The sequence below is a fragment of the Galbibacter sp. PAP.153 genome (genome assembly GCF_037029175.1).
GTDB lineage: Bacteria > Bacteroidota > Bacteroidia > Flavobacteriales > Flavobacteriaceae > Galbibacter > Galbibacter pacificus.
Window position 1 is genome coordinate 159,474 of record NZ_JAZEUN010000007.1, and the last position, 16,760, is coordinate 176,233.

A 16,760-nucleotide genomic window follows, 5' to 3' on the forward strand; every position below is an offset into this window, starting at 1 on the left:
GTTTAATTGTTTGCTGCGGAAGTCAATTGCTTTGATTGTCTTCCGCAGTTTTTATTACAGATTAAAAATCAAATACTTCTGTTTAGCGCATAAAATTCAATTTGCATAACATTTTGTAAAATTGTAACATTACAGAATCAAACTAATTTAATGGAAGACGAGAAAGTAATTCAGAACAAAGAGCTCAGCATCTGGGAAGCTCTTATCCCGGTTATAGTTTTAGTAGGTTTATTGGCATTTAATGTTTTTGTGTACGGAGACGATGCCCTAAGTGGCTCCAATCAGTTCATGCTCCTTATCGGTGGTGCCGTTGCGGCAATTGTTGGGGTATTCAACAAGGTATCTTATGAAAAAATGCTGGAAGAAGTGGCCAACAACATCAAATCTACGGCCGGGGCTATTCTAATTTTACTTTTTGTGGGCGCACTGGCCGGAACTTGGCTAATAAGCGGTGTTATCCCTTCCATGATTTATTACGGGTTGCAAATTTTAAACCCGACATTCTTTTTAACGGCCTGCGTGGTTATTTGTTCCATTATTTCGGTAGCCACCGGAAGCAGCTGGACAACATCGGCAACCGTTGGCATTGCCTTGGTAGGTATTGGCGGTGCCTTGGGAATTTCTCCGGGCATGACGGCCGGGGCCGTAATTTCCGGGGCTTACTTTGGAGACAAAATGTCTCCATTGAGCGACACCACCAACCTTGCCCCTGCCATGGCCGGAACCGATTTGTTTACGCACATACGCTATATGGCACTTACAACCGTACCTACGGTGGTGATTACATTGATAATCTTTACTATTATTGGTTTGAATCTTGATACCACCAAAGTGCCCGATACTGCATCTTTGCTAGCTTCCATTGACGAATCTTTCAATATCTCCCCGTGGCTGTTTATTGTTCCGGTCGTGGTTATTTTTCTTATTGTAAAAAAAGCGCCACCATTATTGGCATTGCTTGTCGGGACATTACTGGGTGGGATTTTTGCATTAATTTTTCAACCCGAAATTGTGAAAAATATTACCGACGCAAGCGAACTTACGTTTATTTCGGGATACAAAGGTGTCATGAACGCCATTACGGTAGATACCGCCATAGAAACATCTAATGCAAAGTTAAACGACCTTTTCTCATCGGGAGGAATGGCAGGCATGCTGGGCACTATTTGGCTAATTTTATGTGCCATGGTTTTTGGTGGCATCATGGATGCCATTGGAGCCCTTGCAAGAATCAGCAAAGCCTTATTAACGGCATTCGATTCTGTTTTCGGACTTTTTGCCAGCACCGTGGCAAGTTGTTTAGCTCTAAACGTAACAGCATCCGATCAATATTTGGCCATTGTAGTTCCCGGAAAAATGTATGCAAAGGCCTATCGGGACAAAGGTTTAGCTCCCGAAAACCTGAGTAGAACATTGGAAGACTCGGGTACCGTTACCTCTGTATTGGTGCCATGGAATACCTGCGGAGCCTACCAAAGTGGGGTTTTAGGGGTTGATACAACAGCTTATATAGGCTATGCATTCTTCAATTATTTGAGTCCGTTTGTAACCTTGATTTATGCCGCGTTCAACATTAAAATAAAGCAATTAAAAGATAAAAATTAATTTATCACTCCTGAAGCAAATCGACTGAGAATATCTTAATTTTTAACGATCCATTTTATCAACTACATAAAAAAAACACCTCTTTTTTAGCGCTATTATCAAACTCTATTTCTTGATAAGTTATTATAATTTAAAACCTATTGTAGCCAATATATTACTTGCTAAATTTGCACTGAAAGTTTAACAAAATAAATAGTAAATAATATGGCATTAGTAGGAAAAAAATTCCCAAATATAGCAGTAGACGCTATGAATGAAATGGGCGACACTTTTAAAATCAACATTTTAGAAGAAGCTGTTAAAAACAACAAAAAAGTAATCCTTTTTTGGTATCCAAAAGACTTTACTTTTGTTTGTCCTACAGAGTTGCATGCATTTCAAGCTGCTTTAGGTGAATTTGACAAAAGAAACACCCTTGTAATTGGTGCTTCTTGCGATACTCCTGAAGTACATTTTGCATGGTTAAACACTGAAAAGGACAATGGAGGGATTGAAGGCGTAACTTATCCTTTATTGGCAGATAGTAACAGAAACTTGGCAAACATGCTACGCATTCTAGATCTATCTACCGAAACTTACAACGAAGAAACCGATTCTTATGTATACGAAGGCGATAACGTAACCTACAGGGCTACTTTCTTGATCGACGAAGAAGGAAAAGTATTCCATGAAAGTGTTAACGATATGCCAGTAGGAAGAAATGTAAACGAGTATTTACGTTTAATCGATGCATATGCGCACGTACAAAAGAACGGAGAAGTTTGCCCTGCCAACTGGGAAGAAGGTAAGGAAGCCATGAACGCCGACAGAAAAGGTGTTGCAGCCTATTTAAGCGCAAACTAAAAACAGTTATGATAGTAGAATTAGAAAAAGATAATTTGGCCGAATTGGTTGCTGAAAACGATACTGTACTGGTTCAGTATTCAGCCGGGTGGTGCGGTAATTGCCGTATCATGAAGCCTAAGTTCAAGAAATTTTCGCAAGAAGCAGAAAACGCAACATTTGTAATCGTTGATGCCGAGAAATTTCCTGAATCCAGAAAGCTGGCAAGCGTTGATAATTTACCAACCTTCGCAGCTTTTAAAAATGGCGAGGTTACCAAGCAGGTACAAACAAACAAGACAGACGTTTTAAAATCTTTTATTGATGAAGCTACCAGTAATTAAACAGCTTTCTGGCTTTATTGAAGCGAACGACGAAGATTATGTAATTGAAGCCATTGAAACATTGGAAGCAATTACCGAAGTTCCTTCTTTAAAAGATGAAGAGCTGGATACCATTGGCGAGTTAATTTCCAATATGTACGGAGCTTTGGAAGTCCAAAAGATGATAAAAGAAAACGGAATGAGCCAAAAGGAAGCAGTAAACGCTTTCATGAAACGGGTACTTGGTTCTATCGATAAATAGAATTATCCCGGTTGGGAAAAAATTGCAAAGAAAAGAACAGAAAAGGTTGCCAATATTGGCGGCCTTTTTTGCTTTAATACCGCAAATATTAATACCTTTATGCAACAAAAAAATAATTAACATGAGCACAGTAACATTAAAGGGAAACAAAATACACACCTCTGGGGAATTACCTGAAAAAGGAAGCGCTGCTCCCGATTTTTCATTGGCAAAAACAGACCTTTCATCAGTTTCGTTAACCGATTTTAAGGGCAACAAAGTAATACTAAATATATTTCCAAGCGTAGATACCGGAACGTGCGCCGCTAGCGTAAGGGCTTTTAACAAAGAAGCTTCAGAATTAAAAAACACCAAAGTGCTTTGCATTTCAAGAGACCTGCCTTTTGCGCTCTCCCGTTTTTGTGGTGCCGAAGGGCTAAACAATGTCGTATCCCTTTCCGATTTTAAAAATCACCGCTTCGGAAAAGATTATGGCCTGGAATTTATAGACGGCCCCCTCGAAGGCCTGTTAAGCAGGGTTGTGATTGTTCTGGACGAAAATGGAAAAGTACTTCATGCCGAACAAGTTCCCGAAATTGTAGACGAACCAAACTACCAAGCCGCACTTAATGCAATAAATGCTTAATGAGCTTACTTATAAACAGATTAAAAAGCATAGGGTACGCTTTTAAAGGAGCGTACCTTCTTATAAAAACAGAGTCCAGCATACAGATCCAAACGGTACTAGCCGTTTTGGTAACCCTTGCCGGCTTCTACTTTGAAATTTCCAAAACCGAGTGGATCCTACAAATCCTCACCATTGCCTTGGTTATAAGTATTGAAGGCCTAAATACTGCCGTAGAAAAAATAGCCGACTTTATCCATCCCGACCATCATTATAAAATAGGTTTTATAAAAGACATTGCCGCGGGAGCCGTCTTTATTGCTGCCATAAGCGCCATTGTGATTGGTTGCATTATCTACATTCCTAAAATATTTTAAAAATATAAATAGAAACTGTACGTTTGTAATTTGTATTTTTGCGATTAAACATAATGTAGCCAATGGCCAAAAAAAAGACTAAAACAAGTAAAAAATCTTCCTCTAAAAAACTTCCATCATTTAAAGTTTCCAACCAGCAAAAAATTATTTTTGGGAGTTTGTTAATGCTTATTAGCATTGCATGTGTAATTGCTTTTATTTCGTTTTTTTCAACATGGCAACAAGACCAAAGTCTTCTTAAAGAGTTTGGCGACAGACAGGCCGAGGCCAAAAACTGGCTCAATAAATTCGGGGCTTCCATAAGTCATTTGTTCATATATAAAGGATTTGGTATCGCAGCTTTTATTTTTCCTGTCCTTTTATTCCAAACGGGGTTTTGTTTATTTTTAAATAAAAGTTCCAAGCAATTAATCAACAGATGGTTTTGGGGCATTATTGTTAGCATTTGGCTGGCCATATTCTTTGGTTTTTTTGCAGATGACGCTCCCCTATTGGGCGGTGTTGTAGGTTTTGAAATGAACGATTTCCTCAGGGCTTATATAGGCGTTATTGGCGTAGTGCTTTTGCTCCTCTTTGTATTTATAACTTATTGCGTGGCACGCCTCGGTATAACCCCGCAAAAAATAAAATCGCTGTTCCTTACCACGCAAGAAGAATTCAAGGCCGCTTTTAAGTCGAATAAAGTAAATGCCGAAGCCGAAACAAACACAGCCGAACAACAGGAAGAAGAAACCAAGACAGCTGCTATAAACTATGCTACGGATGCTGATACCACTTCGGACGTTGATATTGAAAATTCTTTTGAAGTAAAAATAGCCGAAGAAGAAAGTCCGGCCGTTTCAACTAAACATCCATCGAATACTGAAGTAAAAGACGATGAACTTAAAATTGAAGTTGAAAAAGTAGAAGAAGAAAAAGAAGAACCCGACAATTTATCGGATAGGCTGGTAAAGGATTTTGGGGAATTCGACCCAAAACTGGCGCTAAGCAACTATAAATTCCCTACGCTCGAACTCTTAAACGATTACGGCTCCGGTTCCATTACCATAAACCAGGAAGAACTGGAAGAAAATAAAAACAGGATTGTAGATACATTAAAAAACTACAAAATAGATATCTCCCAGATAAAGGCCACCATTGGCCCTACCGTAACCCTATACGAAATTGTTCCGGCAGCAGGGGTGCGTATTTCAAAAATTAAAAATCTGGAAGATGATATTGCACTTTCCTTATCGGCTTTAGGTATCCGGATTATTGCCCCCATCCCGGGCAAAGGTACCATTGGTATAGAAGTGCCCAATAAAAAATCTACCATCGTCTCGATGCGGTCGGTAATCGCGGCCAAAAAATTCCAAAATGCCGAAATGGAACTGCCCATTGCTTTCGGGAAGACCATTAGCAACGAAACCTTTGTGGTAGACCTTGCCAAAATGCCCCACTTGTTAATGGCCGGAGCCACTGGACAAGGTAAATCGGTTGGTCTAAATGCCATTTTGACCTCTTTATTGTATAAAAAACATCCGGCAGAAGTAAAGTTTGTATTGGTCGACCCTAAAAAAGTGGAACTTACGCTGTTTAATAAAATAGAACGCCACTTCTTGGCAAAACTGCCAGACAGTGAAGAAGCCATTATTACAGATAATACCAAGGTAATAAACACCCTAAACTCCCTTTGTATTGAAATGGACAATCGCTATGAGTTGCTTAAAAATGCCATGGTGAGGAACATTAAGGAATACAATGCCAAGTTTAAGGCCCGCAAACTCAACCCGAACGACGGCCACCAATTTTTACCGTATATAGTTTTGGTTATCGATGAGTTTGCCGATTTGATAATGACCGCCGGAAAAGAAGTAGAAACGCCCATTGCACGATTGGCACAGCTTGCCCGTGCTATTGGTATACATTTAATTATTGCCACCCAAAGACCATCAGTAAATGTCATTACAGGGATTATCAAGGCCAATTTCCCGGCACGCGTTGCCTTTAGAGTAACTTCTAAAATAGATTCCAGGACCATTTTGGACTCTCCCGGAGCCGACCAGTTAATTGGCCGCGGTGACATGCTTTATACCCAAGGAAACGATTTAACAAGGCTTCAATGTGCTTTTGTGGATACCCCAGAAGTAGAAAAAATAACCGATTATATTGGCGGTCAGCGGGCCTACCCAGATGCACATTTACTGCCAGAATATGTAGGCGAAGATTCTGGCACAGGAGTTGATATTGATATATCAGAACGCGATGCTTTATTTAGAGAGGCAGCCGAGGTAATTGTAATTGCCCAGCAAGGATCGGCTTCCCTTCTGCAAAGAAAATTAAAATTAGGCTACAACAGGGCCGGAAGAATTATAGATCAACTGGAAGCTGCCGGAATTGTTGGCCCTTTTGAAGGAAGCAAGGCAAGACAAGTGTTGGTTACCGATATGGCAGCACTGGACCAGTTATTAAGCAATGAATAAAATTTGTCGATTTTTAAAATTAAAGTTATCAATAATGAAAAAAGTATTTTTTTTAATAGCAACCATCATTTTATCTTTCTCAGTAAACGCACAAAAAGACCCTAAGGCCAAAGCGCTTTTAGACGATGTTTACAACAAGGTAAAAAGCTACGATAATATCTACATAGACTTTAAGTATGCGTTGGACAACAGCGCAGAGAACATCCACCAGGAAACCAAAGGAGATGTTACCATTCAAGGCGATAAATATGTGTTTAACTATCTTGGGGCCACGAAGATTTTTGATGGAAGTAAAACCTATACCATTATCCCTGAAAATGAAGAAGTAATTATTGAAGCGAACGAAGGCGATTCTGAAGGCAATATTACACCTTCAAAAATGCTTACTTTTTATAAAGAAGGCTATAATTACAGCTGGGACATCCTTCAGGACATAAAAGGAAGGAAAATTCAATTTGTAAAATTAACCCCCATCGATTCCAATTCAGAAATAAAAGAAATCCTTTTGGGCATAGATGCCCAGACCAAACATATCTATAATTTAATAGAAGTTGGGAGCAATGGTACAAAAACAACCATTACCGTTAATTCTTTTAAAACAAACGAACCCATATCCAAATCTATGTTTACCTTTAACCAGGCTAAATACGACGATCTTGGGTATTACATAATCGAAAATTAAGTTACTTAAAAAATACACAAGCACTTACAAAAATTAGGGGAGTGAAAATATTAGACAGATACATCTTATCCCGATTTCTTTATAATTTCATCAGTTCGTTTGTTATATTGATGTTTATCTTTATTTTTCAGGCAATTTGGTTTTTTATAGACGAATTTGCGGGAAAAGATATCGATTTGGCAATTGTGGGGAAGTTTCTGTTCTACTACTCCCCCAACCTTGTCCCCAACGTACTTCCGCTTACGGTGCTTTTGGCTTCTATCATGACATTTGGTGCCCTGGCCGAGAATTATGAGTTTGCCGCAATGAAAGCATCCGGAATATCGCTGTACCGGGCCATGAGGCCACTTATTATTTTTATTACCTTTTTAAGTGTTGGTACTTTCTTTTTTGCCAATAATGTTATTCCCGCTGCCGAATACAAATCGTACAACCTACGCAGGAACATTGCACAGATGAAACCCGCCATGGCAATTACAGAAGGGGTTTTTAGCAATGTTGGCGAAGATTTTAGCATGAAAGTAGATAAGAAGCACGGCAACAACGACAATTTACTGGACAATGTAATTATCCACCAACTTACCGATGGCGGGCTTAACAACACCGTTATCAAGTCCGTGGACGGCAAATTAATAAGCAGTAAAAATTCCAATATCCTTCAACTAAAACTAATCGACGGAAATTACTATAAAGACTTAAAAGCATCTAGCCGCGACAAGCGCGATAATTACCCCTATGCAAAAGCAAGCTTTGATAGTTATACCATTTACATGGACCTTACAAACCTAAACAATGTCGATTTAGAAGAAGAAAAGGTCAAGAACACTTTTAAAATGCTAAATGTAAGCGAGTTGGACTATGCCATTGATTCCTTAAAACAAGACAATAAAAAGATCTTTAGCAATTTTGGCGAAAATGTGTATAAGCGCACCGGTGCGGCGAACCTTCAGTTAAAAAAAACCTCAAAACCATCTCCCGTCAAAAAAGACGATATTGCTGAAAAGGAAGAAAAAACTACCGATGTTCAGCAAATAAAGTCAAAAATTGAAAAGAACATAGACAGCGTTGTGACTATTTTTGAAGATTATAGGCAAAATCAGCTTATAGACATGGCCCTTAATACCGTAAAAAATACAAAATCTACATTAGAGGGGAAAAAATGGGACTTGAGCAGAAGGATAAAATTGTACAACCACCATATTTTGTCACTTCACCAAAAATACTCGTTGGCCTTTGCCTGTTTTATACTCTTTTTTGTGGGTGCCCCGCTTGGTGCCATTATAAGAAAAGGAGGGTTGGGTCTTCCCATGGTACTGGCCATTGGTTTGTTTCTTACCTATCATTTTATAGGAATATTTACAAAAAACTATGCCGAAGACGGCAGCATTCCTCCTGCAATTGGTGCCTGGATAGCCACGATTATTATGCTTCCGTTGGGAATTTTCTTAACGAGAAGGGCAACTGCAGACAAAGCTGTTTTTGATGCCGGGAATTTAATAGCCAGTATTTCAGGATTTTTTAGTTTTCTTAGGAAGAAAAAGTCAGAAGAATCAAAATAAAGGCCTTTCCGCAAAAGCAACTATTTTAATATGAAGCATAACGGTATGTTTAATTTTCAATGGGAAAAATTTACGTACTTTTGATAAAAATTTGCAATGAACACTCAAACAATAATGTCTACGTCTGATATTCAACTAAACACCATAGAAGAAGCCATTGCCGATATAAGAAACGGAAAGGTTATTATTGTGGTAGATGATGAAAATAGGGAAAATGAAGGAGATTTTGTAGCCGCCGCCGATAAAGTAACGCCGGAAATGATAAATTTCATGGCCAAATACGGCCGCGGGCTTATTTGTACCCCATTAACCGAAAAAAGATGTAAAGAATTAGATTTACACCCCATGGTGGGCAATAATACCGACCCCATGGAAACTGCCTTTACGATTTCGGTAGACCTTCGCGGTTATGGTGTTACTACCGGGATTTCTGCCGGAGACAGGGCTAAAACCATTAAGGCCCTAATAGACCCAAACACAAAGGCCTTTGAACTGGGAAGACCCGGACATATTTTCCCATTGGTTGCCAAAGAAGGCGGTGTATTACGCCGTACAGGACACACCGAAGCAGCAATCGACTTTGCACGGTTGGCCGGATTAAACCCAGCCGGGGTTATTGTAGAAATCATGAACGAAGACGGTTCCATGGCCAGACTCCCAGAACTGTGCCAAGTTGCCAAACAACTCGATCTAAAAATTGTTACCATTGAAGACTTGGTTGCATATCGAATGCAGCACGATAGTTTGATTGAAAAGAAAGAAGATTTTGACATTGAAACCCGTTTTGGAAAATTCAGGCTTCGGGCGTACAAGCAAACTACCAACGACCAAGTACATATTGCCCTTACTAAAGGCTCTTGGAACATACACGAACCCGTTTTAACCCGGATAAATTCTACCTTGGTAAACAACGATATCCTTGGCACACTTACCAGCAATGCCGATAAAAAACTGGACGATATGTTCAAGCAATTAAACAAAGAAGGCAAAGGCGCCATTGTTTTTATAAATCAGGAAAGCCATTCTTTAAACTTACTTAAAAGATTAACGGAATTAAAAAAATTACAGGCAGAAGGAGAAATGAGAGCTCCAAAAATAAATATGGACGCCAAAGATTTTGGTATTGGTGCCCAGATTTTGCACGATTTGGATATTTCAAAAATCAGGTTAATGTCCAATTCTTCACAAACAAAAAGAGTGGGAATTATTGGCTACGGACTTGAAATAGTTGAATACGTAGGGTATTAAAAGTTAATTTACGACCTAATTATCGCTTTTGCTTTTTCTTTGTCCGGAGTATTTTCAAAAACATATTCCAACAATTTAGCAATTTCCTCGGTGTTTCTGTCGTTCTTTTTATAAAGCTTGAATAAATTTTTATTTAGGCCGTTAAGTAATGCTTTCATTTTAGAACCACTTAAAAGGTAATATTTCCCGGTACTCAAATCCAGTAAAACATTGTTATTTTGGTTCCCTATTAAAGCACCCATTAAACCGAAAGTAAACGACAAGGCGGCAACACTGTTTTCATTTACAAAAGTATCGTTAAACAGTAGAAAGTCGTCTACTCTTTTTGTTTTGATATAATGTTTATCTTCCGAATATATTGTGGCGTTTAAATAGATATCGCTCCCGTTGGAATATGCATAAAAGGATGGTTCTTTTTTATTGTCAGATTCAAAGTAAAGCTTGTCATCCTTCCGTTTCTTTTCCTTCAAACCAGAATCGAGAATAGATTGATTTCTGTACAATTCTGAAAATGAAGGATAAAAACCTTCTTTGGGCGGTACTCCTTCAATGAGTGGAGAGATAATCGTTTTATTTTCAATTGAAATCACATTCGTTTCTTTTGATAGCGTTGCAATATTCTTATTGAATTGATTCAATCCATCGTTTAATAATTCACGTAAGCGATCATCATGTTTTGAAGTTGCATCCATAACTGCATTTTTAGTGATGCTCTTTACATATGAATCGAGTAAGTAATACGTGTTCCCGGATTTCTTTTTGAGAAAGTCCATGTTAATAATGGCCGTACCTGTTTCACTGGCAAAACCCGTTTTCTCTGAAACCAATAATTGATTTATCCTTATTGTAATTGCAGATAAGCTATCATTTTTATTGGGAAGTCGTCTGTTAAAATAATTCTGAAGCGTAACGCTTAAACTATCGGGGAACACGGCAGGAACATCTTTATTAAATGGTCCTTTTTGGGCAAACCCTATGTTTTCTTTATAAATTCTATTATCAACAACGTTGTCTATATAAAATGAGGCATGAAGGACTTCTTCATCTTTAAAATCGAGCAAATCAACCACATGATTTTTTCCTTCTTTCTGGGAAAATGCATGAAAGCTGACCAAAAATAGAAATAATAGGTAATGTATCTTCATTATAGAATTATTTAGGAACTGCTAATAAATGAAAAAATAATCTACAAAAAAAGCAGTTCAATAAGAAACTGCTTTTTTTATTTAGAAAACTCTATAATAAGCTATTATGCACCAACACAACAAGCGTTTAATACGCTTTTTATTTTCTGGGCACGTGCTTTGGTTTCTTCTTCTGTCCAACTTAATTTTATCAATACAGAAATAGTCCTTCCCAACCAATGGTCTGATTGACCAAAGTCTTGCGAATGATAATCGGGAAGCCCATTAATTACTTCTTCGGGCAATTTTCCTAAGCTTTTTAAATCCTTTAGGTGATCCCATTTTTTTATGTAGTGCCAATTATTATCGAACCAATAAAAACAACCATCTACTTCATTTTCGCCCAAAGCCTTATGCACTTCCCTGGTCGTGGCCTCGTCTGGCATGAAAAAGCTTAGAAAGGAATAATTTTCTTCTCCGCCATCCGGAACACGCCTCATGCTTACTCCAGGAATGTTTTCAATAGCTTTTCTTAAAACGGTATAATTTTTCTTCTGAATCGACAAAAACTCGTCTAAACGCTGTATTTGTGCCAAACCAACGGCTGCATTCAACTCCGAAATCCTATAATTATATCCAAGGAAAGGATGTGCTTCTGCTCCCCTATCTTTACCTGTATGGTCATGCCCATGATCGGAATAGTGATCGGCATGAACCGCATATTCATCGTTATTGGTAATTATGGCCCCGCCTTCACCGCAGGTAATGGTTTTTACATAGTCAAAAGAAAAGCAACCTAAATCTCCATAACTTCCCAGAGGTTTCCCGTTGTAACTTCCACCAATGGCCTGACAAGCATCTTCTAGAAGCAATAAGTTATGTTTTGTGCATATTTGCTTTAATTCTTTTAATTGTGCCATGGAGCCACACATATGAACCGGCATAACCACCTTTGTTTTGGAGGTAATTGCTGCTTCAACTTTCTTTGGGTCCAAAGTCAATGTATCATCTATATCAACTAAAACAGGAACTGCCCCAAGTGCTATAATCGACTCAAAACTTGCAACAAAGGTAAAAGTGGGCATGATTACCTCGTCTCCGGCACCAATACCTGCGCTAGCTAAGGCTATGGTCAATGCCGATGTCCCGCTGCTTACCAATTGTGTATGTTTTACCTTCATTCTCCCGGAAATTGCTTTTTCCAGTTCAACGGCTTTCCAATGCCCGTTACGCATTCCGTCAAAACCATAACGCATTAACACTCCGCTTTCCAGCACATCGTTAACCTGTGCCCTTTCTTTATCTCCAAAAAGTTCAAATCCTGGCATTTTTATTATTTTATCATTGCTTAATACACAAATGTAGCTAAAAGCACATCTATATGGCAAATTTTAAATAACTAATCCTTTTAGTCGATTTCTATAATACTGTCGCTTATTGGTTTACGAACTTTTTTAAATCCAGAAAACATATCGTCTTTGGCACGGTAACCAACCGGCAAAGCCAATACCGACCTCAGGTTTTGGGTATGCAGATTTAAAATTTTGTCGTATTGATCAGCTACAAAACCTTCCATTGGGCATGCATCTATTTCTTCAATGGCACACACTGTTAAAAGATTGCCCATGGCCAAATATGCTTGGTTTTTTGCCCAATTGATTATTTCTTCTTTAGATTTACTTTCAAAATCATTGATTAAAAAATCCTGAAAAGGCTCCAAAATGTCTTCCGGGGTATTTCTAACATGCTTTACCCGGTTAAAGTAGTTTTTAATATAGACACTATCTATTTGGTCTTCAATACACACAATCAATATATGGGAGGCATCTGTAACTTGCGGCTGGTTCCAGGAAGCTTCTTTGAGCTTTGATTGTAGCGCTTTATTGGAAACCACCAGTAATTTTACCGGTTGCAGGCCATAAGAAGTCGCTGTTAAATTAAACGCTTTCTTCAAAATATCTATTTTATGTTGGGGGAGTATTTTGGAATTATCGAATTTTTTAACAGCATAGCGCCATTCTAAGGCATTAATTACACTCATTATCAATCGTTTTTATACAAAAATAAGGTATTGCCACATATTATGCTTACTTTTTTGTAAGGATATCCCTATAATACAAATTGATAAGAAAAATATCTTTCTGATAGTCAACCCGAAAAAAAATATTTAAAAAAAAGTATATTTTAGTCTTTCATGAATTAAAAAAGGTTTCTATATTTGCACCCGCAATGGAGAAATGGCAGTCCCGATAGCTATCGGGAGGTCGAAGCGGAAAACGCCTCCAATGAGAGCAGTACTGGAGAAATGGCAGAGTGGTCGAATGCGGCAGTCTTGAAAACTGTTGAGGGTCACACCTCCGGGGGTTCGAATCCCTCTTTCTCCGCTGGAAATTTATCAAAATCCGCTAAAAGCCCGTAAACATTAAGTTTACGGGCTTTTTTAATTTTGCTTGCTATCAAATAAAACCATCTAAAACCAAATAAAAGGAGCGGGATTCGGTGCGTATTTTTTATAAATAAATTTACGCACCGAATTACATATTAAATACTTTAAATCAAATAGTTACAAGGCTAAATCAAGTGTTGATGAACATTTTTTTTGTACCTTTAATGGCACTAAAAAAGTACGCACCTATGCAAAATACCTTCTCCATAATATTTTATCCACGTGGAAATGATACTGATAAAAACGGGAAAGCTCCTATTTATGCGCGAATTACAGTAAATGGGAAAAGAAGTGAATTTAGTATAAAACGTAAAGTTTTATTGGAAAAATGGAATTCTGATACAGGGAAAATAACAGGGAAAACACCCGATATTCTTGAATTGAACCAATATATGATCTCAATCCAAAATAAAATTAATAAAATTCAAGCTCAACTCTCTGAAAATGAAACTACGATTACAGCTGAACAAATTAAAAACATTTACCTGGGAAAAGACAGGAAGGATAAAATGCTAATTGAAATCTTTCAAGAGCATAATAATGAGGTAAACAGATTAGTAGGTAAGGACTTTGCTGCCGGAACGGCAGAGCGATATAAAACGGCTAAAAAACATGTTTCAGATTATATCTTAAAGGAATACAAGGTAAAAGATATTCCGGTAAAAGATGTAAATCATAAATTCATAACAGGATTTGAGTATTACCTTAAAACTTCAAGAAATTGCGCTCATAATTCCGCTGTTAAGTATATAACTAATTTTAAAAAAATCATTCGTATTGCACTTGCCAATGATTGGATTAGTAACGACCCTTTCCTAAACTGGAAATCAAAACTTAAAATTGTTGACAGAGAATATCTAACTGCAACTGAAATTCAAAAAATAATAGATAAAAATTTTTTAACCGATAGATTAAATCAAGTTAGGGATATCTTTGTTTTTAGTTGTTTTACAGGTTTAGCCTATGCTGATGTTAAAAAGCTTTCCAAAAAGGATATTGTTATTGGAATCGATGGCCAAAATTGGATTAAAACCAAAAGGACAAAAACAGATACCAGGAGTAATATTCCTATCCTGCCTATACCACAGGCAATCATTGATAGTTATGAAGTATCCCAAGAATCTTTTAACAGCGAACTCTTACTTCCTGTTTTAAGCAACCAAAAAATGAATGCTTACCTTAAAGAAATTGCAGATCTATGTGGGATAAACAAAAACCTAACATTTCATCTAGCACGTCATACCTTCGCTACCACTGTAACACTTACAAATGGTGTTCCTATTGAATCGGTAAGCAAAATGCTTGGGCATAAATCTTTGAGAACTACACAACATTATGCTAAAATTATAGATAAAAAAGTGAGTGAGGATATGAACGCTTTAAGATTGAAAATGAGTGCTAAAGATCGGGCTGATACTAAAAAGTCTGTAAATCAATAAGTCCTTTTTATTTTTGGCAAAAAGCTTTTAATAAGTAATTATCTATAATTAGTGTAGTTATAGAATAATTGCTCACTAAAGTTCTAATTGATCCGAGATTTTATTTATTAATAAACTCTATAGCTTTATCCAGAATTTCATCTTCACCATTAATTATTCCTTGAATGGTTGGGTTCACTTGAATATCAATTTTAACACCTTTCCGTTGGGTTTCTGTATTATCGGGGTAGAAAATCCCAATACCACTAATCATAGTTTTATATCCTCCAACCATTTTAAATCTACTAATATTTCCATCAGCTCCTGAAGTTTGACTGCCAATAGTCGTTACATTGTCTCCTGTTTGTAGCCCCATGGTTACAAATTCCCCTGCACTTCGAGTTTGTTCATTGACTAATAAAACAACTTTTCCTGAGTATTTTAAACTACCATCCTTACCACATTCCTTACCTATTTTCCAAACAAATTTCCCGGGATAGTTCAAGTCAGGGTAAATTTTCTTATAAAAGCTCTTTCTTTGAGAACTAATATAATTTGCCACTAGAAATACTACATCATTAGGGTATTTTCTAAGATCAAAAATAATCGCTCTTGTACTTCTTAATTCATTCATAACTGGAACTACATCATCCTTTTCTAACATACCTATATCAACCCAACCGATATTACCATCTAATATTTTATACTTCTCTATAGGGGGGTGCCACTTGTAATTGAATTCTGGAAATTTATAGCGCTTAAATGATTTGGTATATGCTTGCTCCTTTCTCTGATATGTCAACACTACATTATCTGTGGAGCCATTAAAGATGGCATCATATGCATTAAATTTCTTTTTAGAAAGATTTGAGCCGCAAATAAACTTTTCTCTTTCTTTAAAAATAGACTGCACAGGTTGACCATTAACATTGGTTATTACATCTCCTTTTTTTAATCCCTCCAACTGCCCTATTGAATCATTGTAGAATCCTGTTACAATAGCTTTCCCATCTATTAACTTGAATCTTGTAGGAAGATAGTAATAGCCAAAAAAAGATCTTGTTTGCCGTGTCTTAAATAAACCATGGCTATCATTTATATTTGCTATTAATTCCAACATAGCCATATGAAAGTCTAATTCTGTGCCCGGATTTATAAATTTCGGAAGCATTTTATCAAGAACTTTATCCCAAGAAAGATCTGTTTGATATTTATAAGGAAAAAAATATTCGATTATATTCCAATAACGGAACAAGTTCAAAAGCCTTAAATTTTTATTTTTCCAATCAAAATCCTTGTAATCAATTTCGTTAATTACTTGTATATTTCCGATTCCATCAACTGAAGTAACATAATACTTCTCCCCTTGATGTCTATTTAGTTCGATATATTTTAACTGTTCTGCAAGCTTTGATGTATAGACTTTATTATTATCTATCCAGCTCAAATCAAAGTTTTTTTCAAAATACTTTACAGTTAAATTTAACTGAGAATTATTGCTGTTTTTTATTTCTCCTAAACTATCAATCCAATTCAAATAAATTTGAGATAATTCCTCCCTTGAACTAGCGCTTTTAACTTTTGGCAAAATAGTAAATAATTGCTGATCCCAATTATAATTCCCGGCTGCTACATTTGGATGATAATATTTAAGAAAACCCCAAACTCTACATAAACTTGATAGTTTATTTGTTTCAGACAAATGAGTTTGTCCTAAAGATATTTTATGGGTTAATACAACAATAAGGAAAATAAAAACGGATCTCTTCATAAAGGAATAATTTCTCAGATAACATTTTTAAACTAAAAACTTAGTTTAAAAACAAAT

At 36.9% G+C, this 16,760-nt stretch carries 15 protein-coding genes and 1 tRNA gene; 12 read left to right on the forward strand and 4 right to left on the reverse strand.

Going from position 1 to position 16,760, the window contains the following annotated elements; all coding sequences use genetic code 11:
• Positions 1-150: 150 nt before the first annotated feature.
• From nhaC to ribB, 10 genes are all read left to right on the forward strand, one after another.
• Positions 151-1,605, forward strand: coding sequence for a Na+/H+ antiporter NhaC (nhaC, locus tag UXI14_RS06220; RefSeq protein WP_335965375.1), 1,455 nt, complete (start codon positions 151-153; stop codon positions 1,603-1,605).
• Positions 1,606-1,809: 204 nt separating this feature from the next.
• The gene (locus UXI14_RS06225; RefSeq protein WP_277899465.1) at positions 1,810-2,448 is read left to right on the forward strand and encodes a peroxiredoxin; all 639 of its coding nucleotides are present in this window, start codon (positions 1,810-1,812) and stop codon (positions 2,446-2,448) included.
• A gap of 8 nt (positions 2,449-2,456) precedes the next feature.
• The gene (locus UXI14_RS06230) at positions 2,457-2,771 is read left to right on the forward strand and encodes a thioredoxin family protein (RefSeq protein ID WP_335965376.1); all 315 of its coding nucleotides are present in this window, start codon (positions 2,457-2,459) and stop codon (positions 2,769-2,771) included.
• On the forward strand, positions 2,752-3,012 hold the full coding sequence (locus UXI14_RS06235) for a hypothetical protein (RefSeq protein WP_277899467.1): 261 nt from the start codon (positions 2,752-2,754) through the stop codon (positions 3,010-3,012). The genes UXI14_RS06230 and UXI14_RS06235 overlap by 20 nt, the downstream gene beginning before the upstream one ends.
• A 121-nt stretch (positions 3,013-3,133) precedes the next feature.
• A complete protein-coding gene (tpx, locus tag UXI14_RS06240) occupies positions 3,134-3,637 on the forward strand; it encodes a thiol peroxidase (protein WP_335965377.1) in 504 nt (167 codons plus the stop codon).
• Positions 3,637-3,993, forward strand: a complete 357-nt coding sequence (locus UXI14_RS06245) for a diacylglycerol kinase family protein (RefSeq protein ID WP_335965378.1) — start codon at positions 3,637-3,639, stop codon at positions 3,991-3,993. The genes tpx and UXI14_RS06245 overlap by 1 nt, the downstream gene beginning before the upstream one ends.
• Before the next feature lie 62 nt (positions 3,994-4,055).
• On the forward strand, positions 4,056-6,455 hold the full coding sequence (locus tag UXI14_RS06250; protein WP_335965379.1) for a DNA translocase FtsK: 2,400 nt from the start codon (positions 4,056-4,058) through the stop codon (positions 6,453-6,455).
• A gap of 34 nt (positions 6,456-6,489) precedes the next feature.
• On the forward strand, positions 6,490-7,137 hold the full coding sequence (locus UXI14_RS06255; RefSeq protein ID WP_335965380.1) for an outer membrane lipoprotein carrier protein LolA: 648 nt from the start codon (positions 6,490-6,492) through the stop codon (positions 7,135-7,137).
• A 41-nt stretch (positions 7,138-7,178) separates the two neighbouring features.
• Positions 7,179-8,696, forward strand: coding sequence for an LptF/LptG family permease (locus tag UXI14_RS06260; RefSeq protein ID WP_335965381.1), 1,518 nt, complete (start codon positions 7,179-7,181; stop codon positions 8,694-8,696).
• A gap of 96 nt (positions 8,697-8,792) precedes the next feature.
• Entirely contained in the window at positions 8,793-9,944 is a 1,152-nt protein-coding gene (gene ribB, locus UXI14_RS06265; protein WP_335965382.1) for a 3,4-dihydroxy-2-butanone-4-phosphate synthase, read from the forward strand.
• 8 nt (positions 9,945-9,952) lie between these two features.
• On the opposite strand, the gene UXI14_RS06270 is transcribed toward ribB, so the two are convergent.
• From UXI14_RS06270 to UXI14_RS06280, 3 genes are all read right to left on the reverse strand, one after another.
• The gene (locus UXI14_RS06270; RefSeq protein WP_335965383.1) at positions 9,953-11,089 is read right to left on the reverse strand and encodes a hypothetical protein; all 1,137 of its coding nucleotides are present in this window, start codon (positions 11,087-11,089) and stop codon (positions 9,953-9,955) included.
• A 104-nt stretch (positions 11,090-11,193) separates the two neighbouring features.
• Entirely contained in the window at positions 11,194-12,396 is a 1,203-nt protein-coding gene (locus UXI14_RS06275) for a DegT/DnrJ/EryC1/StrS family aminotransferase (RefSeq protein ID WP_335965384.1), read from the reverse strand.
• An 80-nt stretch (positions 12,397-12,476) separates the two neighbouring features.
• Positions 12,477-13,109, reverse strand: a complete 633-nt coding sequence (locus UXI14_RS06280; protein ID WP_335965385.1) for an NAD(P)H-dependent oxidoreductase — start codon at positions 13,107-13,109, stop codon at positions 12,477-12,479.
• A 258-nt stretch (positions 13,110-13,367) separates the two neighbouring features.
• Between UXI14_RS06280 and UXI14_RS06285 the strand changes: the two genes are divergently transcribed.
• A tRNA-Ser gene (locus UXI14_RS06285) sits at positions 13,368-13,452 on the forward strand.
• Positions 13,453-13,702: 250 nt separating this feature from the next.
• A complete protein-coding gene (locus tag UXI14_RS06290) occupies positions 13,703-14,953 on the forward strand; it encodes a site-specific integrase (RefSeq protein ID WP_335965386.1) in 1,251 nt (416 codons plus the stop codon).
• 100 nt (positions 14,954-15,053) lie between these two features.
• Here the strand turns inward: UXI14_RS06290 and UXI14_RS06295 are convergent, their stop codons facing one another.
• Entirely contained in the window at positions 15,054-16,703 is a 1,650-nt protein-coding gene (locus tag UXI14_RS06295) for a S41 family peptidase (RefSeq protein ID WP_335965387.1), read from the reverse strand.
• Positions 16,704-16,760 lie beyond the last annotated feature (57 nt).